At 65.3% G+C, this 19156-nt stretch carries 19 protein-coding genes, 1 tRNA gene and 1 riboswitch; of the genes, 11 read left to right on the forward strand and 9 right to left on the reverse strand.

What is annotated here, in order from left to right; translation table 11 throughout:
* Nucleotides 1-147: 147 nt before the first annotated feature.
* Nucleotides 148-1974 (reverse strand): phosphoenolpyruvate carboxykinase (GTP), encoded by a 1827-nt coding sequence (locus QF038_RS17040; protein WP_307611548.1) that lies wholly within the window; start codon nt 1972-1974, stop codon nt 148-150.
* Nucleotides 1975-2251: 277 nt separating this feature from the next.
* Between QF038_RS17040 and QF038_RS17045 the strand changes: the two genes are divergently transcribed.
* The 6 genes from QF038_RS17045 (at nt 2252) to QF038_RS17070 (ending at nt 8123) form a co-directional block, all read left to right on the forward strand.
* A tRNA-Arg gene (locus QF038_RS17045) sits at nt 2252-2325 on the forward strand.
* 124 nt (nt 2326-2449) lie between these two features.
* Nucleotides 2450-3904 (forward strand): NAD(P)/FAD-dependent oxidoreductase, encoded by a 1455-nt coding sequence (locus QF038_RS17050; RefSeq protein WP_307611550.1) that lies wholly within the window; start codon nt 2450-2452, stop codon nt 3902-3904.
* A gap of 67 nt (nt 3905-3971) precedes the next feature.
* On the forward strand, nt 3972-4730 hold the full coding sequence (locus QF038_RS17055) for an ABC transporter ATP-binding protein (protein WP_307611552.1): 759 nt from the start codon (nt 3972-3974) through the stop codon (nt 4728-4730).
* Complete coding sequence (locus QF038_RS17060) at nt 4727-6763, forward strand: YhgE/Pip domain-containing protein (protein WP_307611554.1); 2037 nt, start codon at nt 4727-4729, stop codon at nt 6761-6763. Before QF038_RS17055 ends, QF038_RS17060 begins: the two co-directional genes overlap by 4 nt.
* The gene (locus tag QF038_RS17065) at nt 6760-7440 is read left to right on the forward strand and encodes a TetR/AcrR family transcriptional regulator (RefSeq protein ID WP_307611556.1); all 681 of its coding nucleotides are present in this window, start codon (nt 6760-6762) and stop codon (nt 7438-7440) included. Before QF038_RS17060 ends, QF038_RS17065 begins: the two co-directional genes overlap by 4 nt.
* 8 nt (nt 7441-7448) lie before the next feature.
* Nucleotides 7449-8123, forward strand: a complete 675-nt coding sequence (locus QF038_RS17070) for a hypothetical protein (protein WP_307611558.1) — start codon at nt 7449-7451, stop codon at nt 8121-8123.
* A gap of 6 nt (nt 8124-8129) precedes the next feature.
* Here QF038_RS17070 and QF038_RS17075 read toward each other — a convergent pair whose 3' ends face one another.
* Nucleotides 8130-8657: a histidine phosphatase family protein gene (locus QF038_RS17075; protein ID WP_307611560.1), complete on the reverse strand. Its 528-nt coding sequence runs from the start codon at nt 8655-8657 to the stop codon at nt 8130-8132.
* A gap of 404 nt (nt 8658-9061) precedes the next feature.
* Nucleotides 9062-9928: a winged helix-turn-helix domain-containing protein gene (locus QF038_RS17080; RefSeq protein WP_307611562.1), complete on the reverse strand. Its 867-nt coding sequence runs from the start codon at nt 9926-9928 to the stop codon at nt 9062-9064.
* A 681-nt stretch (nt 9929-10609) separates the two neighbouring features.
* Here QF038_RS17080 and QF038_RS17085 point away from each other — a divergent pair.
* The 4 genes from QF038_RS17085 to QF038_RS17100 all read left to right on the forward strand — a co-directional run bounded on the left by QF038_RS17085 (nt 10610) and on the right by QF038_RS17100 (nt 14421).
* Nucleotides 10610-11350 (forward strand): response regulator transcription factor, encoded by a 741-nt coding sequence (locus QF038_RS17085; RefSeq protein ID WP_307611564.1) that lies wholly within the window; start codon nt 10610-10612, stop codon nt 11348-11350.
* A 7-nt stretch (nt 11351-11357) separates the two neighbouring features.
* Nucleotides 11358-12860: a HAMP domain-containing sensor histidine kinase gene (locus QF038_RS17090; protein ID WP_307611566.1), complete on the forward strand. Its 1503-nt coding sequence runs from the start codon at nt 11358-11360 to the stop codon at nt 12858-12860.
* A gap of 118 nt (nt 12861-12978) precedes the next feature.
* A riboswitch (cyclic di-AMP (ydaO/yuaA leader) is annotated at nt 12979-13139 on the forward strand.
* A gap of 5 nt (nt 13140-13144) precedes the next feature.
* Nucleotides 13145-13888, forward strand: a complete 744-nt coding sequence (locus tag QF038_RS17095; RefSeq protein ID WP_307611568.1) for a hypothetical protein — start codon at nt 13145-13147, stop codon at nt 13886-13888.
* Nucleotides 13889-13977: 89 nt separating this feature from the next.
* Nucleotides 13978-14421 carry a YdeI/OmpD-associated family protein gene (locus QF038_RS17100; protein WP_307611570.1) on the forward strand — a complete coding sequence of 148 codons (444 nt, stop codon included), beginning with the start codon at nt 13978-13980 and terminating at the stop codon, nt 14419-14421.
* Here the strand turns inward: QF038_RS17100 and QF038_RS17105 are convergent.
* The 4 genes from QF038_RS17105 to QF038_RS17120 are packed head-to-tail and all read right to left on the reverse strand — an operon-like array spanning nt 14402 to nt 17051.
* Nucleotides 14402-15082, reverse strand: coding sequence for an HAD-IA family hydrolase (locus QF038_RS17105; protein WP_307611571.1), 681 nt, complete (start codon nt 15080-15082; stop codon nt 14402-14404). The two genes, QF038_RS17100 and QF038_RS17105, sit on opposite strands and share 20 nt — an antisense overlap.
* A gap of 22 nt (nt 15083-15104) precedes the next feature.
* Complete coding sequence (locus tag QF038_RS17110) at nt 15105-15479, reverse strand: glyoxalase superfamily protein (protein WP_307611573.1); 375 nt, start codon at nt 15477-15479, stop codon at nt 15105-15107.
* A gap of 45 nt (nt 15480-15524) precedes the next feature.
* Entirely contained in the window at nt 15525-16160 is a 636-nt protein-coding gene (gene upp, locus QF038_RS17115; protein WP_307611575.1) for a uracil phosphoribosyltransferase, read from the reverse strand.
* A gap of 42 nt (nt 16161-16202) precedes the next feature.
* Nucleotides 16203-17051: a phosphatase PAP2 family protein gene (locus QF038_RS17120; RefSeq protein WP_307611577.1), complete on the reverse strand. Its 849-nt coding sequence runs from the start codon at nt 17049-17051 to the stop codon at nt 16203-16205.
* A gap of 61 nt (nt 17052-17112) precedes the next feature.
* Here QF038_RS17120 and tadA point away from each other — a divergent pair, with 61 nt between their 5' ends.
* Nucleotides 17113-17619: a tRNA adenosine(34) deaminase TadA gene (tadA, locus tag QF038_RS17125; RefSeq protein ID WP_307611579.1), complete on the forward strand. Its 507-nt coding sequence runs from the start codon at nt 17113-17115 to the stop codon at nt 17617-17619.
* Nucleotides 17620-17643: 24 nt separating this feature from the next.
* On the opposite strand, the gene QF038_RS17130 is transcribed toward tadA, so the two are convergent.
* Nucleotides 17644-17991 (reverse strand): hypothetical protein, encoded by a 348-nt coding sequence (locus QF038_RS17130; RefSeq protein ID WP_307611581.1) that lies wholly within the window; start codon nt 17989-17991, stop codon nt 17644-17646.
* 64 nt (nt 17992-18055) lie between these two features.
* Nucleotides 18056-19153 carry a glycosyltransferase family 4 protein gene (locus QF038_RS17135; protein ID WP_307611583.1) on the reverse strand — a complete coding sequence of 366 codons (1098 nt, stop codon included), beginning with the start codon at nt 19151-19153 and terminating at the stop codon, nt 18056-18058.
* Nucleotides 19154-19156: the final 3 nt, after the last annotated feature.

The following is a 19156-nucleotide window of genomic DNA, read 5'->3' on the forward strand; positions in this document are numbered from 1 at the left end:
AACTCCGGACATTACGACGGCGGCCCCGCACCTTTACAGCGAAAGGTGCGGGGCCGCCGTCGTACTTCAGGACGCCGTTGTCCTGGGTGGGCCCACACTGCCGAGGGGACCCCAATCGAGCTTGCGAGATTGGGGAGGCAGTGGGGACTAACCCAGCCGGGACTTCAGGGTCACAAGCTCGGACTGGAGGGCATCGGGCAGGGAGCCGCCGAAGTTCGCGAACCATTCCTCGATGGAGGCAAGTTCCGCAGCCCATTCCGTGGGGTCCACCTTGACGGCTTCCTCCACCTGGGCGGGGGTCATGTCCAGGCCTTCGAGGTCGATGGAGTCGCCGGTGGGGACGAAGCCGATGGGCGTCTCCACGGCATCTGCCTTGCCCTCGAGGCGCTCGATGGCCCACTTCAGGACACGGGCGTTGTCGCCGAATCCGGGCCAGGCAAAGCCGCCCTCGGAGTTCCGGCGGAACCAGTTGACCAGGAAGATCTTGGGCAGCCGCTCGGGGTTGGCCTTGGCGGAGAGATTGACCCAGTGGTTCAGGTAGTCGCCGGCGTCGTAGCCGATGAACGGCAGCATGGCCATGGGATCGCGGCGGACCACACCCACGGCACCGGCTGCGGCAGCAGTGGTTTCCGAGGACAGGGTGGCGCCCATGAAGATTCCATTGGACCAGCTGCGGGCTTCAGTGACCAGCGGGATGGTGGTCTTGCGGCGGCCGCCGAACAGGATGGCCGACAGCTCAACCCCGTTGGGGCTGTGGTACTCCTCGGCCAGCATGTCGATCTGGTCGATCGGGGTGCAGAAACGGGAGTTCGGGTGCGCGGCGAGCTTGTCTGAATCCGATGTCCAGGAGTTGCCCTGCCAGTCGGTCAGGTGCGCGGGCACTTCTTCCGTCATGCCCTCCCACCAGACACCGCCGTCGTCGGTCAGTGCCACGTTGGTGAAGATGCTGTTGCCCTTGGCGATGGCACGCATGGCGTTGGGGTTGGTGCCCCAACCCGTTCCGGGAGCGACGCCAAAGAGGCCGGCTTCGGGGTTGACGGCCCGCAGCTCGCCTTCTTTCCCGAACCGCATCCAGGTGATGTCGTCACCCAGGGTTTCGACCTTCCAGCCCTTGATGGTGGGGTCGAGCAGGGCAAGGTTGGTCTTGCCGCAGGCGGACGGGAAGGCAGCGGAGACGTAGTACGTCTTCTGTTCCGGCGAGGTGAGCTTAAGGATGAGCATGTGCTCGGCCAGCCAGCCCTCATCGCGTGCCATGACGGATGCGATACGCAGGGCGTAGCACTTCTTGCCCAGCAGCGCGTTGCCGCCGTAACCCGAGCCGAAGGACCAGATGGACCGCTCTTCGGGGAAGTGGACAATCCACTTGTCCGGGTTGCAGGGCCACGGGACATCGGCCTGGCCGGCTTCCAGCGGCGCGCCCAGGGAGTGCAGGGCGGGAACGAAGAATGCGTTCGTTTCGGTAATGCGGTTCAGGACGTCGGTGCCAATGCGGGCCATGATGCGCATCGAGGCGACAACGTAGGCGCTGTCCGTGATCTCCACGCCGAACTTGGGGTCTTCCGCGTCAAGGTGGCCCATAACGAAGGGAATGACGTACATGGTCCGGCCGCGCATGGAGCCGGCGAACAGGCCGCGGAGCTTTTCCTTCATCTGTGCCGGGGGCATCCAGTTGTTGGTGAAGCCGGCGTCGTGCTCCTTCTCGGAGCAAATGAAGGTCTGCTCCTCCACGCGGGCAACATCCGCAGGATCGGAGAAGGCGGCAAAGGAGTTGGGGAAGAGGTCCTGGTTGAGCCGGGTCAGCGTTCCCGCGGCCACCAGTTCGTCGGTGAGGCGGGTGTTCTCCTCTTCGGAGCCGTCCACCCAGTAGATACGGTCCGGCTGCGTAAGCTCAGCAACCTCCTCGACCCATGCCAGCAGACCGGCATGTGTAGTGGGTGCGTTATCAAGCAGCGGCTTCTGCGCCAGATCGCCCATTGCGGTTCCCTTCCTCGGGTTCATCGGTGTGTGCTAAATGCTATGGTCCGGACCACTGGAGTTTTTTGGACGTATGCTGACGTTTTACGCCTCTTGAAAAGCACTTCCGCGCGAAATCAAGGAATTTGAGGCGAATTTGGAGTAATTAAGTGACGAAGGTCACCTATACCGGTCTAGTCGTGGAGATTACACGGGCTTCGATTTGGCATCGCGGCCAACCCTCGCGTAAAGTAATTCGAGGTTCAGGGAGAGCGGTTCTTCTCCAGGAACACGAGATGCGCCCATAGCTCAGCTGGATAGAGCGTCTGTCTACGGAACAGAAGGTCAGGGGTTCGAATCCCTTTGGGCGCACAGATGAAAGGTCCGCACCGGTTCGCCGGTGCGGACCTTTTGCTTTGCGCCGCCGCATCCCCGCCGCTGTCCCCGCCGCTACCACCCGGCCTCCACTGTCGGATCCCCGGCGTAGGCTTTCCCCATGATGCCCGAGGCAGTACTGCGTGAGTTCGATGTTGTGGTGATCGGCGCCGGCGCCGTGGGGGAAAACGTGGCGGACCGGGTGGTCCAGGGCGGCCTCACAGCGGTGGTGGTGGAAGCGGAACTCGTGGGCGGCGAGTGCTCCTACTGGGCCTGCATGCCGTCAAAGGCCTTGCTCCGTCCCGGCACAGCGCTCCACGGGGCCCAGACATTACCGGGGGCCAAGGAAGCCGTCACCCGCACCCTTGATGCTGCAGCCGTCCTGAAATACCGGGACTACATGACGTCCAACTGGCAGGATGACGGCCAGGTGAAATGGCTGGACGATACGGGCATTGAGCTCATCCGCGGCCACGCCTGGCTCACGGCGCCCAAGTCAGTAGAGGTGGCCGGACTGGACGGCAACTCCTATGAACTCCAGGCTCGTCATGCGGTGGTGCTGGCCACCGGCTCTGCGCCCAATACTCCCCCCATCAAGGGACTTCAGGACGTGCAGGTGTGGGGAACCCGGGAAGCCACTTCCGCCAGGGAGGTTCCGGACCGCCTCGTAGTGCTCGGCGGCGGCGTCGCCGGCACTGAGCTGGCGCAGGCCTTTGCCCGGCTCGGTTCCAGCGTGACGCTGGTGGCGCGCGGCGGGCTGCTGAAGAACTTCCCGGCGGAGGCTGCCGGCCTTGTGGCAGCAGGGCTGCGTGCGGACGGCGTGGAGATCCGGCTCAACACCTCTACAGACAGCATCAGCGAGAACGATGACGGCACCTTCAGCTTGCAACTCGCCGACGGTTCCAGCGTGGCAGCGGACCGGGTCCTGGTGGCCACGGGCCGGCATCCGGCCCTGGAAGGGCTGGGGCTGGAGAGTGTGGGCTTTGAGCCCGACGAGGCCGGCCACCTGAAGCTCACCACCGATAATTCGGGCCTGGTCAACGGGGCTCCCGGAGCAGAACCCTGGCTGTATGCCGTGGGTGATGCTGCCGGCAAGAACCTGTACACCCACCAGGGGAAGTACGAGGCGAGGGCCACCGGAGACGCCATCGCCGCGCGCGCCAAGGGGGAATTGTCCGGCACCGCGGAGGACTGGAGCCGCTTCGCCCAGACCGCCAACGAGCACGCCGTACCCGGCGTTGTCTTCACCGACCCCGAACTCGCCGCCGTGGGCCGCACCCTCGAAGCTGCACACAAGGACGGCTACAACGCCTCTACCGTGGAACTTCCCATCCAGGTGGCAGGCTCCTCGCTCCATTCCGAGAACTACGAGGGCTGGGCCCAGCTGGTGATTGACGAGGATCGCAAAGTCCTGCTGGGGGCCACCTTCGCGGGGCCGGATGTAGCGGAGCTCCTGCATGCAGCAACCATCGCAGTAGTGGGCGGGGTGCCGCTGGACCGGCTGTGGCATGCCGTTCCTTCCTACCCCACCATCAGCGAGGTCTGGCTGCGCCTGCTGGAAAAGTATGGACTCTGAGAGCTATTTGAACTGACTGGTCAGTTTAGATATACTGGGTGCAGCAACCGTCGGTGAAAGGCCCTTCTTGCTCTCAGCTCAACAGCTCCATGTCCGCGGCCGCCGCGACCCCCTGCTTCCGGACACCTCGCTCCAGGTCCAAAGGGGCGAACTTATCCTCGTATCCGGGGACCGGCAGGACCACCGCACCGCATTGGCGCTGGTGCTCAGCGGCCGGATGAAAGCCACCGGTGGCACCGTTAGCTGGGACGGAAAAGGCGGAACCAAGCGGGTACGGATGGCCAGCGCGCTGGTCGATGCCCCCGGCGTCAATGAGCCCGAGCGCCACCTCAACGTCCGTGACCTCGTGACCGAGGATCTGGCGCTGATTCCCCGCCGCTACCGGGGCGCCCTGCTCAGCAACCCGTGGCTCAAAGTGAACAGCTTCGAGGACATCGCGGACCTGTGGATCGAGCAGCTGGATCCCTTGCGCAGGCTGGAACTCCTGACGGCCCTGGCGCTGGCCAACCCGCACACTGACCTGCTGGTGGTCGACTCCCCCGACCGGCACACTGCAGACGCCGCCAATTGGCTGCCTCGCCTTGAGCAGCTTGCGGCCGACGCCGGGAGGCCGCTGGCCGTTGTGGCCACCGTAGCTGCCCTGCCGCCGTCGTGGTCGGGCTCCTCCGCGGGCATCGGCAACGCGGAAACCCACGCAGAAACCCGTGCAGAAGCGCTGCGGGAGGAAACCGTGGCGCCCGTAGAACCCCACAACACAAGCCACGCAGTGCCGGAGGGCCACGTGGTTGCCCAGGACATTGAATTCGAGACCGAGGATGCCAAGTGACTGTACTGCGGCTGGCCCGCTCAGAACTGAAGCGGATGACCGGCGGGCTGCTGCCCAAGCTGACCATCCTCGCCCTCACCATGGTTCCCCTGCTGTACGGCGCCGTGTACCTCTACGCCAACTGGGATCCCTATGGCAACCTGGACCAGATTGACGCGGCCCTGGTGGTGGAGGATGCCGGCGCCACCGCCAGCGACGGCACCGGGCTCCAGGCCGGCACGAAGGTCGCCGACAGCCTCGTGGAAGGCAATGTTTTCCATTGGATCCCGGTGGCGAGCGGACAGGAAGCCGATGAGGGAGTCAGCAGCGGCAAGTACGCCTTCGCGTTGAAGATCCCGGAGGACTTTTCTGCCCACCTCGTGTCCCCTGGCAGCTTCGATTCCGCCAGCCAGGCCATGCTGAACGTCACCACCAACGACGCCAACAACTACCTGCTCAGCACCATCGTGGACAAGCTGACCACCTCAGTGCACAGCACTGTAGCCGCAGACGTTGGCGAAGAGACCGCCAACCAGCTGCTCACCGGTTTCGGCACCATCCACACCCAGATGGTCAAAGCGGCAGACGGCGCAGGCCAGGTTGCCAACGGCGTGGCTGCCCTCCGGGACGGAACCGCCACCCTGCACGAGGGAACCACGGGCCTGGCCAGCGGGGCCGACCAGCTCTACGCGGGCCAGCTCAAGCTGCGCGACGGCGCCAACCAGCTGACGGACGGCGCAGGCCAGCTGAGCAGCGGGCTGTCCGTCCTCAAGGACAAGACGGCAACGATGCCCAGCGACACGCAGACGCTGGCGGCCGGTGCCGCGCAGGTGGCTGCCGGAAACGCGCAGCTGAATACCAAGGTCCAGGACGTGGCAGCGCAACTGGAGGCAGCCGACCAAGGCCTCCGCACCCGCGTGCTGGAGTCGAACAACAGGCTCATTGCCTCCGGCGTACTCACCCAGGCCCAGGCGGACAGCATCCTGGCCGACTTCGACGCCGCGGCTGCCTCAAACCCGGTAACGGCTGCCAAGACGAAGATCCAGGCGGACGCTGCCCAGATCCAGCAGCTGGCGGACGGCTCGGAGGCCGTCAGCGTGGGCGCGGCCCAGCTTGCCGCAGCCACCCCGGCATTGAAGGAAGCCATAGGGCAGGCCTCCGCCGGCGCCGACCAGCTCCACACCGGCGCGGCAACCCTGGCAACCGGCGAGCAGGCAGCCGTGGACGGCGCCGCAGCCTTGGACCAGGGGGCCCACAAGGTGGACGACGGCGCAGCGCAGCTCGAACAGGGGGCAGGGACAGCCGCTGACGGCTCGAGGACCCTTGCGGACGAAATCGGCAGGGGTGCGGGGCAGGTTCCCAATCCTGACGACGAACAGAAGAGCAACCTGTCCCGGGTGATCGCCGATCCCGTGGCCGTCAGCAACGTGTCGCAGGCGAAGGCTGGATCCTACGGCGCCGGGCTGGCCCCGTTCTTCCTGACCCTTGCCCTGTGGATCGGCGTCTTTATGCTGGTCCAGGCCATGCGGCCGCTCACCCAGCGGGCGCTGGCCTCCAACGCTGGGTCGTGGAAGATCGCCCTGGGCGGCTGGCTGCCCTTCTTCGCCGTCTCCGTGGTGCAGGCCACCCTCCTCACCCTGGTGGTTAACCTCGCGCTGGGCCTGCATGCCGCACACCCGGTCCTGATGTGGCTCTTCATGCTGGCGGCGGCCATGGCGTTCAGCGCCATCATCCAGGGAATCGTGGCGCTGCTTGGTTCCCCCGGAAAACTGGTGGTCCTGATCCTGCTGGTGCTGCAGCTGGTTTCCTCGGGCGGCACGTTCCCCTGGCAGACAACTCCGCAGCCATTGCACGTGGTGCATGAGATCCTGCCCATGGGCTACGTGGTGACGGGGATGCGGCACCTGATCTATGGTGCCGACCTGTCCATGATCCTCCCCACCGTCCTGGGCCTGCTGGGTTACGCGGCATTGGGCCTGGCCATGTCCACGCTTGCAGTCCGAAAGGGCAAATTCTGGACACTGAAGACGCTCCAACCGGAGATCGCGGTATGACTTCCGCCCAGCCGGAGTCAGCGGCCCGGGAGCAGGCCGAACCGGAGTCGGCGAAAAAACTCCGTCCTGCCCGGACCACAGCCACCCGGCAGAAGCTCTTCGATGCCTCGATGGAGCTGATCGGTGAGCGGGGGGCGGCGGGTGTGACGGTTGATGAAATTGCCGCAGCGGCCGGGGTGTCCAAGGGAACGGTCTACTACAACTTCGGCAGCAAATCGGACCTCATCGCCCAGCTGCTGCGACACGGCGTGGATATCCTCAAAGGACGCCTGCTGGGCGCGCCGGAAGAGGCGGCCGCCGCGGCTGGCGATCCCCTGCTGGCGATGGAAGCCATGATTGGCCAGGCCATGGATTTCATGGCTGAATACCCCTCCTTCGCCCGCTTGTGGGTCAGCGAGAACTGGCGGACACCCAGCGAATGGCAGGGAACCTTCACCCTCCTGCGCGCCGAGCTCCTGCAGGTCATTGGCGAGGCAGTGGAAAGGGTGGCCAAGGTTTACCCGGTGGATCCGTCCGTGTCCCGCGGCAGCCTGGAGACAGCCATCTTTGGGGCCTGCTTTGTGGTGGGGCTGGACCGACAGACGTACAACCCGGAACGGACCCGTGACCAAAGCGTTGCGGCAATCATGGCGATCATGCGCGGCTACGTGCTGAAGGATGCCCGTCCTCGGGGATGATGGTGCACATGCGTCATATGGGGAACAGCGGAAAGTTTGCGGTCATCTGTGGCCTCGTGGCTGCGGGGCTCCTGGTCCTGACAGGCATGACGCTGGCCGAACCTGTTTTCCTGGCATTCCTTGGAATGCTGGCCCTGGCGTACCTTGCCTGCATCATGGAGGTCCTTCGGCGCCGGCGGTACGTGATGCTGGCGATCGCCGGACTGTCCACCAGCCTCGCCATTGCGGGATCGCTCGCGTTCCTGAGCACGTGGGAGCTGGCGTTCACTGACGAGTCGTCGCTGTTTGGCACTCCGCTTCCCACGGACGACCCCGACAACTATTTCTTCCTGGCCGCGCTCTCGCTGCTGACGGCCCTTGCGGCACTGTTCCTCGGCGCTGCGTGGCCGGGACGCCAACGTCCGCCAGGGCAGGCTGCTTCCGCACGGGCCTCCTCCCGGCCCGGAAACGGTGGGCGCGGGCAGGCGCCTGTCCGGCGCCAGGGCGCGGCAGGAACAGCGCCGCCGCTCACCTCCTCCGCGGGACGCACCCCAGTGCGGCAGCCGACGTCGTCCGCCCGGCAGGTGCCCCAGAGACAAAGTGCCGCCAGGCAGAGTTCCACGGGGCAGGGTGCTGGTGGTCAGGGTGCTGGTGGTCAGGGTTCAGTGCGGCAGCCGCCGCGGCGTCCTGTCCCGAAGAAGTAACCGGTCTCAGTGCGCCCGCGGCACTTTGAACTTTGTGATCCGCGCGTCCTGGCCGTCCAGCTCCGCCCAAGTTTTCTCGGTTTCGAGCACGGTAACCGCACTGGTGGGGAACCTTGTGGCGGCGTCCATGTAGGCGTCGTGATCGGAGTCGCGTGAGGCCAGGTGCATGGCAAGGTCCTGCACGCCAGGCAAATGTGCGATCAGCATCAATGTGGTGACCGTATCCGGTACGTGATTAACCACGGTGAGCATTCTGAGCGCAGAGGCCGCGTACAGGCCGTCCTCAAGTTTGGGCGTGGGCGCCTTGTCCCCCAGCTCGGAGCATACCCAGGTGCAGGTTTGCCGGGTGCGGAGGGCGCTGGAGCACAGGATGAAGTCGGGAACGATGTTGTGCTTGAGCAGCCAGCGCCCGGCCAGCGGCGCCTCACGATGGCCTCGTTCTTCCAGGGGACGCTCGTGGTCAGCAACCCCGCCCGGCCAGTCCGCCTTTGCATGGCGCATAATCACAAGGCGTCGAAGATGGTGCTCACTCATGGCCCAAGCCTATAGCCCGCCAAATCCGCCGAGGGCAGCCAAACTACGTCACGCCAAGCACGCTTTTACGAGCCCCCGAGTAAAAGTTCCCCGGAAAATCAGGCCTCAGCCAAGACCAAGGCGTCAAAAGCATGCTCGTGGTGACACGCAGGAGACTTCAACCAGCCGCGGAGGCCAAATACTCGGAGAACCCGTACGCGCAAAGGCGGCTTTCCGCGAAGGGCGCTGTAGCGCAGCGGCACATCCCGAAAGCGCCGTTGTCGCTGGGCCCACGCCGCCAGGGTTCCCTGGCCGAGCTTGCGAGGCGAGGGAGGCGCCGGGGCGGTACGAGCGCAGGCGCTGAGGGATCGTGCCGCGAAAGCGGAAGCGCCCACCCAAGCGGGACAGGCCCTTCAGAGTAAGAGTTAGATCGAGTATTCCGGAGCGGCCCAGACAACAACCTCGGGGTGCTCATAGAACCGGTAGCCCTGGCCGCGGACGGTGCGCACGGTGTTGGCGAGGCGGCCCAGCTTGGAGCGGAGGCGGCGGATGTGGACGTCGATGGTGCGCTCGTTGGGGACTTCTTCGGCATTGCGCCATAGGCCTTCGAGCAGCTCGTCGCGGCCCACGGTACGGGTGCCGTTCTCCACGAGGTAGTTCAGGAGTTCGAACTCTTTGAAGGTCAGGTTCAGGGATTCGCCGTCGAGGTGTACTTCGCGGCGGGCAAGGTCGATCAGGACGCCGGAGGGGCGCGGCTCCTGGGGCTGCTGCGGACGGGGGGTTTCGGTGCGCTGCCGGGTGTTGACGGTGGGGTCACCGAAGGTGGAGCGGACGACGTCGAGCGCTGAGCCGGGCGTTCCGGCGGGGGCCACTGCAACGGCGGCGTAGCTCTCGGCGCCGGACACCAGGGACTGGGCGTAGGCGCGGATCTCCTGGGCGAGCTTGGCGATGGAGGTACCTGCGGCGGCCGCGGTTTCCTCGTCGATGCCCATGTAGAGGACGAAGCCGCGGGCTACATTCTCATTGGCGACCGGACGGACCGTGTTGGGTCCGGCCACGACGGGCGTGGGAGCAGTCACCGGCGCGGACTCGGCCGGGGTTACTGCGCGGAGCTGGCCGTAAGAGTTGGGGTTGTAGCCCTGGGGTGCGTAGCCAGAGGCGGGAAAGCTGCTTCCGGGAGCTGAGGGTGCGAGCGATGGGCGCGGTGCGAAGCCGGGGCGGAGGCCGGAAGGCTGGCCGGCCTTGGCGGCGTTACGGACAGAAATGTGGACGTATCCGGATGCAACTGACATGGATGCTTACCTCAATGTGAATGGCCGTCATCACGGCTCGAATGCTGGGTTCCCCGCACTGAAAACTGGGGAGGGACGCCCGACGCTGGGCTGGGGGGCGAATGCCTGGAGAACTTCGAGGGGTGGGGAAGGTCAGGCGTACATTCGACAACAGCGCATGTCGGCAGCAGCGGATGTGCTGGGCCAATAGTCTGCGGCTGCAGGTGCTGTTGAGTTCTTGTTCACAATGAGAGTGTGCAGCGTAACAATGCTAACTTGCAAGTAACAATGGACCGATCAGTCCGCATTATGAGACAAAATCCGCCTTTGTGGTGTAGATCACCATTCTGAAGTGCTGGCAGAACGTCATTCATTATCCATCTCCTGGTCCCCCAACTGCCCATTTGAGGAACTTAATTCGGGCTGAGGTCCGGTTCGCACCCTTTTGTTCAAGTGCGCGTGATATCCCAAAATCGACCATCGCGGAGGCCGTTCTTGTCCAGCGGCGCGCCGTCCCCGCGAAGAAAACAGTCCCATCTTCGCAGGGATGACCCGCCAATGCCTCAAAGAAGTGTCTCCCAGCCCCCATTCGGCATCCTGCCGCATCAGCACCTTCCACATACAGCTGGCAAGGCTACGATTCACAGCCGGGACACAGGAATCCCAAAGCCCGGGCTAAACGAGTGATCGGAGACTTGTTCCATGGCCTCACCGCACTCCATGACAAACCATCTCCCCCAGCTCTCCCACCCCGACGGATCCCCCATCCGCGCGCTGGTGGTGGACGACGAGCCCAGCCTCTCAGAACTCATGAGCATGGGCCTGCGCATGGCCGGCTGGTCCGTTGCTGTGGCAGCGGAGGGGCCGGAAGCCGTGAAGCTGGCCCGTGACTTCCGCCCGGATGTCCTTGTCCTGGACGTTATGCTGCCAGGGTTCGACGGCGTTGAGCTGCTGGGAAGGATCCGTGCCTTCGCACCCGAGGTCCCGGCGCTGTTCCTGACGGCCAAGGACGCAGTGCAGGACCGGATCGTGGGCCTGGCCGCCGGCGGCGACGATTACGTCACCAAGCCGTTCAGCATGGAGGAAGTCCTCCTGCGGCTGCACCGCCTGGTCCAGCGTTCCGGGGTGGCCGCAATGGATACGGCTGAGCTGGTGGTGGGCGACCTCGTCCTGAACGTCGACACCCGGGAGGTGACCCGGGCCGGCGGGGAACTCCAGCTCACGGCCACCCAATTCGAATTGCTCCGTTACCTGATGGAAAACCCCAAGCGGGTCATCAGCAAGGCGCAGATCCTGGACCGGGTCTGGGACTACGACTTTGGCGGCCAGGCCAACATCGTGGAGCTCTACATCTCCTACCTCCGCAAGAAGGTGGATGCAGCGCATCCTCCTATGATTCACACTGTGCGCGGTGCCGGCTACGTCATCAAGCCAGCGGAGTAGGCGCGCCGTGGCCTCGCAACAGGCTGCGTCCCAGCGCCGGAGCTGGCTGAAGCCGAACACCTGGCACCTGCGCACCCGCCTCATCCTCCTTGCCATGACACTGCTGATCGCCATCTGCGGCGCAGTGGGTGTGGTCAGCTACGCATCCATGGACGCGTTCCTCACCCGCCAGCTCGATGACCAGCTCAGCCAAGCGGCGGAGCGGTCCAACAATCCGGGCCGTCCTCCCATGGGCGGCTTCAACGGCCGGGATCCACTGGACGCCCGCGGCCAGAGCGTGGGCACCCTGAACGCCCGCATCCTCAACGGACAAGTCAACAGCGCCGGGTTCCTGGCCTCTGACACCTCCCGCTCGCCGCTGTCCGCCGAGGACAAGCAGGCCCTGGTGGCTTTGGCCACAGATGCACAGCCAGTGGACCGCACCCTCTCCAACGGCGACTACCGGTTGACAGCCGTGAAAACGAACTACGGCGACGTGTTGGTGACCGGACTCCCCCTCGCCGCCAAGGAAAGTACGCTCGCTTCCCTCGTCTGGACCTTTGTGTTCGTATCCCTGGCCGGCCTGCTGCTCATCGGGTTGGCGGGAACGGTGCTGATCCGCCGTTCCATGAAGCCCCTCGAGCAGCTGTCAGAGGTGGCCACGCGCGTTTCGCAGCTGCCGCTGGACGCCGGCGAGGTGGCACTCGCGGTGCGCGTGCCGCCGTCGAACTCCAATCCGGGAACGGAAGTGGGCAGCGTGGGCCACGCGCTTAACCTCCTGCTGGACAACGTGGCCAATGCGCTGCAGGCACGGCAGAAGAGCGAAACCAAGGTGCGGCAGTTTGTGGCCGATGCCTCGCACGAGCTGCGCACTCCCCTCACGGCCATCCGCGGCTACACAGAGCTGATGCGGATGACGGAGAAGTTCACCCCCGACGGCGAAAAGTCGCTGGCACGCGTGCAGAGCCAGTCTGAGCGGATGACCGCCCTGGTGGAAGACCTGCTGCTGCTGGCCCGGCTCGATGAGGGCCAGCCGCTCAAGCTCAGCGAGGTGGATCTGACGCACCTGGTGATTGACGGCGTCAGCGACGAAAAAGTGATGGCACCCGACCACAACTGGCGGCTGGAAGTCGCCGAGGAACCCGTGGTGGTCAACGGCGACGCCTCGCAGCTGCGACAGGTCCTGATGAACCTGCTCTCCAACGCACGCAAGCACACTCCCCCGGGAACCACCGTGGTCACCGGGGTGGGCACGTCGCCTGACGGCGCGGCGGTAGTAACGGTAACGGACGACGGCGGCGGGATCCCTGTGGAGTTCGTGGACCATGTCTTCTCGCGCTTCGCCCGCGCAGACGCGGCCCGGAAGGGCGCGTCCGGCCTGGCCGGCGCCTCCGCTGCTGAAGGCACCAGCGGACTGGGATTGTCCATCGTGGAATCCATCGTCGAGGCCCATGGCGGCAAAGTAACGGTGACGTCACAGCCAGGACGTACCCAGTTCGCCCTGCAGCTCCCCCTTCATCAGCTTTCGTAGCAAAGCGACGCGCCGTCGTCGCGATCGCTGTTACCAAAATGTGACTTAAGTGCCTGACTCCTGTACCGTCGATTGGGTGAGGTTCCTGATCGGGAGCCCATATCCGGATGACGCCAAGCTCTGCCGCTTCCCGGATTCCGCTTGAGCAACGGCAGAGGCGGGGGACCCATCGTCCCGGGCAATAACTGCCCTTGGGGTTAAGCACGCACGTGTACTTTCCGTGCGGCCGGATGCCCTCATCCGAACCCGACAGCTAACTCCGCAGGTGTGAGAGGCGATTCATCATGTCTAAATTCCTGGTTAAACCGCGCCCGAAATCCGGGTCTGCACCCCACGCCGGACGCACAGCCGGCAAGTTTCCCTTCATCGGCAAGCGCGCCGCCGTCTTCGCCGCATCCGCGGCCCTCCTGGTAGGTGTCGGAGCGGCCGGACAGGCGACCGAGTTAAGCATCAGGGTTCCCGCCACCGAAACGCAGGCCGCCGAGGCCCAGTCCAACCTCAGCATCGAGAAGAGCGAAATCCGGGCCAACCCGGCACCGGCCGCCGCTGCTGAGGAGATCGCGGTGGCCCCGCAGGCGGCAGAGCCGGCACCGGCACCGGCCGCAGAGCCCGCACCAGTGCCCGCAGCCGAACCGGCACCGGCTCCCGAGCCTGCCCCCGCGCCTGCCGCGGCTCCTGAGCCTGCCCCCGCACCTGAGCCTGCCCCCGCCGTCGCGGTCAACGATCCCGCCGGCGCCCAGGCTTATGCCGCCGGTCAGCTTGCCAGCTACGGCTGGGCACAGGACCAGATGCAGTGCTTGGTAACCCTGTGGGACAAGGAGTCCGACTGGACCACCACGGCCACCAACGCCAGCAGCGGCGCGTACGGCATCGTCCAGTCCCTGCCCGCTGAAAAGATGGCCAGCGCCGGTCCGGACTACCTGACCAACTACCGCACGCAGATCAACTGGGGCCTGAACTACATCCAGGAGCGCTACCAGTCCCCGTGTGGCGCGCTGAACTTCCACCTCTCCAACAACTGGTACTGAGCCCACAACTGGCCTGAGCACCCGGCGAACCGTGACCCATGGCGCGCCGCATCTGTTGGAGTGGCAGAAGGCCCGGCATACTGTGACCCATGAAGTTCACCACCACCATCCAAGGCACCGGAAACAAGACCGGCATCGAAGTTCCCGATGAGGTCCTCGCGGCCTTGGACGCGGGCAAACGACCGCCTGTAGTGGTGACCATCAACGGCAGGAGCTACCGCAGCAGCATCGCGGTGATGGGTGGCCAGAACCTCATTTCGCTCAGCGCAGCCAATCGCGAATTCGTTGGCGTTTCGGCTGGGGACACAGTTGAAGTGGACCTGGAGCTGGACACGCAACCTCGCATCGTGGAAGTCCCCGAGGACCTTGCCGCTGCGATGGCGGCGGAACCGGCCGCCCGGCAGTTCTACGCCACGCTGAGCTACAGCGCCCAGCGACGGTACGTGGAGCCGCTGGCCGAGGCCAAGACGCCCGAAACGCGGTCGCGGCGTATCGCCAAGGTGGTAACCGACCTTAAAGCCGGAAAGAAATGACGGTCCGGCCTTCACCGTCCTGGCCGGCTTCGACGGCGACTCCGCTGTAATCCGCTATGTGCAGGACGCCTGCGGGCAGTGGGCCGGTGTTGGGTCCCACGGCCACCGTGCGGATTCCGGCGGCCACGCCTGCGGCGATTCCCGCTGGAGCGTCTTCGAACACCACGGCTTCAGCCGGGTCCACGCCAAGGTTGGCTGCGGCCTTCAGGTATCCCTCGGGATCCGGTTTGCCGCGGGTCACCAGTTCAGCCGTGACTGCGACGGCCGGCATGGGCAGGCCGGCTGCTTCCATTCGGATGTCGGCCAGGACGAGGTCAGCGGACGTGACCAGGGCGACGGCGTCCGCCGGCAGGGCTGCCAGCAACCGGGCGGCACCGGGCAGGGCCACAATCCCGTCGGTCCGGACGCGTTCCATCGCCCCGAGTTCGGCCGTCAGTGCCGGCACGTCTGCACCCGCGGGAGCAAACCGGGTGACAGTATCGCGTGCCTGGACGCCGTGCGAGGTGCGCAGAATCTCCTCGAGGTCCAGCCCGTAGCGTGCGGCGAATTCACCCCACACCTGCTCCACCACGGCGGTGGAATCGACCAGGGTGCCGTCCATGTCAAAGAGGACGGCCCGGCACGTCAGGTTCCGGGCTCCGGCAGGGGTGGAGGAAGTCATGGTCCCATTCTGCCGGTAGATGTCAGCTTTCGCGGCCCGGGATGTACTGGACCGCCCACCTGTTGCCATCGGGATCGGCAAAGTACACGAAGTGGCCCCATTCCTGCACGTCCACGTCGCTGACGTCCACCCCGTTGTCCTTCAGGTGCTTGTGGGCTGCGTGGATGTCGTTGACCACCAGTTGGAGGTTCGACCCGGAGCCGGGAGGCGCGTCCGTGAGCCCTTCCCCGATGCAGATCGAGCAGGCCGAGCCGCGGGGGGTCAGTTGGACAAAGCGGATGGCGTCCGAGGGACGCTCATCAAAGTCCGGGTTGAATCCCACCTTGTTGACGTAGAAATCCTTGGCACGGTCCACGTCCGATACAGGGACAAACACAAGTTCCAGTTTCCAGTCCATCCGCACAGGCTAGCGGCGCGAGGGGGAATGGAAAAGGGTTGTGGGCTAGCCTGCGATGCCGTACAGGCGGTCGCCTGCGTCCCCGAGCCCGGGCACAATATAGGACTTCTGGTTGAGCTTTTCGTCGATGGAGGCCAGGACGATGGTGACGTTCGCGCCCGAGAGTTCCTCTTCCAGCTTGGCCAGGCCTTCCGGTGCGGCCAGCAGGCATATGCAGGTCACATCGGAGGCGCCGCGCTTGAAGAGGAACTTGATGGCTTCGCGCAGGGTCCCGCCAGTGGCCAGCATGGGATCCAGGACAAAGATCTGCCGGTCCGTGAGGTCTTCCGGGAGGCGTTCGGCGTAGGTAATGATGTCCAGGGTTTCCTCGTCGCGGGCCATGCCAAGGAAGCCCACCTCGGCAGTGGGGACGAGCTTGGTCATGCCCTCGAGCATGCCTAGGCCGGCGCGCAGGATAGGCACTACCAGCGGGGTGGGTTTGGTGAACGCGGTTCCCACGGTGGTGCTGACCGGCGTTTCGATGGTGACCGGTTCGGTGCGGACCTCGCGGGTGGCCTCGTAGGCGAGCAGCGTCACCAACTCCTCCGTCAGCTGCCGGAAGACCGGAGACGGAGTGTTTTTGTCCCGCAGGACGGTGAGCTTATGGGCGACCAGGGGGTGGTCCACAACGAGAGTGCGCATGGGTCAAAACTACCATCCGGTAGTTGGACACATTCCCTGGCTTCAGCCCCCTGCGCCTGACTGCGGGGAGCCGCCGTCGCTCCTTCCTGGAGTGCCGCCGTCGTGCGTTGCCGCAGTCCCGGTGCCCTGCTGCTCCTCGCCGGAATGGTCCTCGCGGATGACCGGGTGCTCGAACGTGGGGGCAGGCCCGGCATGCTCCCGTTTCCGGATCAGATGGAACAGCCGGTGGGCGAGGATCACCATGCACACCCAGGCGAGCCCCAGGAACCATCCGGCCATCACGTCCGTGAGCCAGTGGTGTCCCAAAAAGACCCGGCTCAGTCCCATGGCGATGATGAAGATGACGCCGGCGGTTATGGCTGTAATCCTGGCCCAGAGGATCTGGAACTGCAGGCACATGATGTAGACCAGCACCCCGATCACCACGGTCGTGTTCAAGGTGTGCCCGCTCGGGAAGGACGGCGTTGTTTCGTAGGGCGGAACTGCTTCCGAATGGTCCGGCCGGGCCCGGCCTACCAGGCGCTTACCAAACGTGGTGGCCATGGTGGAGACGAGCGCTGCCCCGCCCACCAGGACGATGGGCCGCCAGGTGCGGCTCAGGAAGGTTAGCCAAGCCGTGAGGATACTGGCGAGGATCGGCATCCCGGTTCCGCCGCCCACGTTGGTGAAGCCGGTGGCGAAGGCGGCGAGTTCGGGGTTCCGCAGGGTTTGCGAGTATTCCAGGGCAGGAATATCCAGGCTGGCCAGGCCTTCCTCATCGACCACATTCGAATAGACCTCGGCACCCAGCAGGGCCAGTGTTAGCACCAGAGCACCGCCGATGATCATGGTCAGCCACAGGGCTGCGTATGGCTTGATCCACATGTCCACGCGGTCTCGGACGGTGCTCATTGTGCCTCCCGGCGGATGTACGTCACGGGCTCCGGATATCCTTCGAAACTATCATTGAGCCATGGTCTCCGCAGAAAAGAATCACGATGTGTGGATGGGCCTTGCCCTGGCGGAGGCCCGCCGTGCCCTGGCGACGGAGGATGTGCCCATCGGCGCCGTGGTGATAGGGCCCGACGGCGAAGTGCTGGGTTCGGGACGGAACCAGCGGGAGGAGCTGGGAGACCCCACCGCCCACGCAGAGGTGGTGGCCATCCGGGAGGCCGCTGCACGGTTGCGGGAGCTGTCCATGGCCGACGGCGGGAGCGGAGACGGCTGGCGGCTGGCAGACTGCACGCTGGTGGTGACGCTTGAACCGTGCGCCATGTGTGCCGGCGCGATTGTCCTGGCCCGGATTCCCCGCGTGGTTTTTGGGGCGTGGGACGAGAAGGCCGGCGCCGCGGGCTCGGTGTTCGACGTCCTTCGCGAGCGCCGGCTCAATCACTGGGTCGAGGTGTACGCGGGGGTGCGGGAGGCCGAATGCGGCGGCCTGCTGCGCGACTTTTTTATAGAGCACCGAACCCGGATTTAGGGTGCTTTGTTTCAAGCCCCGATTTCAGGCCGCCCGGGCGCCCAAGTGTTGTTCCGCCAGCCGGACAAGGTGGTCTGGAACGTCTGCTTCCTCCCAATGCCTGCCCCGGCCCAGGAAGACAGCTGTTCCGCGTATGAGGTGGCCGTCCGCACCGCACTCGTTCAGCAGTTGGGTTGCCCGGAGGTTGGGAAGCAGGCCCGCCGCGTGGCCCTCGGCGTTCAGGTAGAGGTGCCAGTCTCCCCGGATGATGCCCTCCACGGGCCCGCCGACCAGCTGTTCCAGGTCGCGCGGCAGGTCTTCCACGTGCTCCAGCCTCAGGGGGTCCGTACTGTTCGCCGGAATGATCAATGCTGTGAAATTTGCAGTGTTCACGATGGTTTCTCCACCTGATTTAACAGCTGTGAACGATCGGATGTTCCCGCTGCATCCGTGGCACCTAGGCCTCCGTGTCCCTTGTTTCTGAGCCTGCCATAGTGGTGACTGCCTCCAGCACAAGCCGGGCCGGCCGCTCCCATCCCGGCAGCCTGTCCCTTGTCTCCAGGGCTGCCGCCCGCCACGCGTCCCGGGTGCTGCCGTCCTGCAGCCAGTCCCGCAGCACTCCCGCCAGGAGGGCCGGATCCCCGGGAGCATCAGTGCCCGGGAAGCGTACGGCCGTTCCCGGCAGCCGTCCGCTTTTTCCTTCGCCCTGCGCGGCAGAACCCAGGGCCTCCACGGCGCCGGTTCCTGCACGCACCACCACGGGGATTCCATGTGCCAGCGATTCCGTGACCACCATGCCGAACGCCTCCGCCTTGGAAACCAGGACGCTGAGGTCTGCGCGGTTCCATTCTTCTTCGAGTGCCGTGCCCTTCAGTTCACCGGTTATCCGAACCCGGCTCTCCAGCCCATGAGCGGCGACGGCTGCATGCACGCGCTTTGCATATTCCGGGTCTGCCTCGCCCGAACCCACCAGCGATGCGGTCCATTCGAGTTCCCGGATCTGGGCAAGGGCGTCGACCACCAGCACCTGGTCCTTATTCGGCAACAGCGCGGCCACGGTAATGATGTGCGGCGGAACCGAGCCTTCCGCCAACGGCGCGCTGTCAGTACCGGGCAGGGCGACCCGGAGTCCACGCAGGTGGTGGCGCTCTCCGAGGATTTCCGCGGCCCAACTGCTGGTACAGATGACTCCCGATGCCGCGCGAAGGGACCGGGCCTCGAGATCGTAGTTTGCCGGCGCCGGCATATGCACCAGTACCCATATGTCCCGTCCGGCTTTGGCGGCAAACTCCAGAGAATCAGGTGCACCCATGGCGATCAGGCCGTCGACGATTGCCACGGCTGCCTCGGGCATCCCGCCAGGTTCCCATGAGCCGAGCATGGTGCCCAGCCGCCGTCGTTCCTTTGCACTGGACTCCGGCCAGGAGCCTTCCACCGGGACCACTTCCACTTCGGCACCCAAAGCCCGCATTCCCGTTACCAACCGGGCGTTGTAGACGTTGCCGCCCGAGTTATGGCGGATGTTGGCGGGCACGAACAGCCGAAGGGGGCGCATGGG

Source organism: Pseudarthrobacter sp. W1I19, assembly GCF_030817835.1.
In the GTDB taxonomy this organism is placed as follows: Bacteria; Actinomycetota; Actinomycetes; order Actinomycetales; family Micrococcaceae; genus Arthrobacter.

Coding starts and splice junctions, on each gene's coding strand:
- QF038_RS17075 (WP_307611560.1), bottom strand. CDS start 8,657: ATGAGTGAGCACCATCTTCGACGCCTTGTGATTATGCGCCATGCAAAG.
- QF038_RS17095 (WP_307611568.1), top strand. CDS start 13,145: ATGTCTAAATTCCTGGTTAAACCGCGCCCGAAATCCGGGTCTGCACCC.
- QF038_RS17040 (WP_307611548.1), bottom strand. CDS start 1,974: ATGGGCGATCTGGCGCAGAAGCCGCTGCTTGATAACGCACCCACTACA.
- QF038_RS17085 (WP_307611564.1), top strand. CDS start 10,610: ATGGCCTCACCGCACTCCATGACAAACCATCTCCCCCAGCTCTCCCAC.
- tadA (WP_307611579.1), top strand. CDS start 17,113: ATGGTCTCCGCAGAAAAGAATCACGATGTGTGGATGGGCCTTGCCCTG.
- upp (WP_307611575.1), bottom strand. CDS start 16,160: ATGCGCACTCTCGTTGTGGACCACCCCCTGGTCGCCCATAAGCTCACC.
- QF038_RS17110 (WP_307611573.1), bottom strand. CDS start 15,479: ATGGACTGGAAACTGGAACTTGTGTTTGTCCCTGTATCGGACGTGGAC.
- QF038_RS17080 (WP_307611562.1), bottom strand. CDS start 9,928: ATGTCAGTTGCATCCGGATACGTCCACATTTCTGTCCGTAACGCCGCC.
- QF038_RS17135 (WP_307611583.1), bottom strand. CDS start 19,153: ATGCGCCCCCTTCGGCTGTTCGTGCCCGCCAACATCCGCCATAACTCG.
- QF038_RS17105 (WP_307611571.1), bottom strand. CDS start 15,082: ATGACTTCCTCCACCCCTGCCGGAGCCCGGAACCTGACGTGCCGGGCC.
- QF038_RS17100 (WP_307611570.1), top strand. CDS start 13,978: ATGAAGTTCACCACCACCATCCAAGGCACCGGAAACAAGACCGGCATC.
- QF038_RS17065 (WP_307611556.1), top strand. CDS start 6,760: ATGACTTCCGCCCAGCCGGAGTCAGCGGCCCGGGAGCAGGCCGAACCG.
- QF038_RS17070 (WP_307611558.1), top strand. CDS start 7,449: ATGCGTCATATGGGGAACAGCGGAAAGTTTGCGGTCATCTGTGGCCTC.
- QF038_RS17050 (WP_307611550.1), top strand. CDS start 2,450: ATGATGCCCGAGGCAGTACTGCGTGAGTTCGATGTTGTGGTGATCGGC.
- QF038_RS17120 (WP_307611577.1), bottom strand. CDS start 17,051: ATGAGCACCGTCCGAGACCGCGTGGACATGTGGATCAAGCCATACGCA.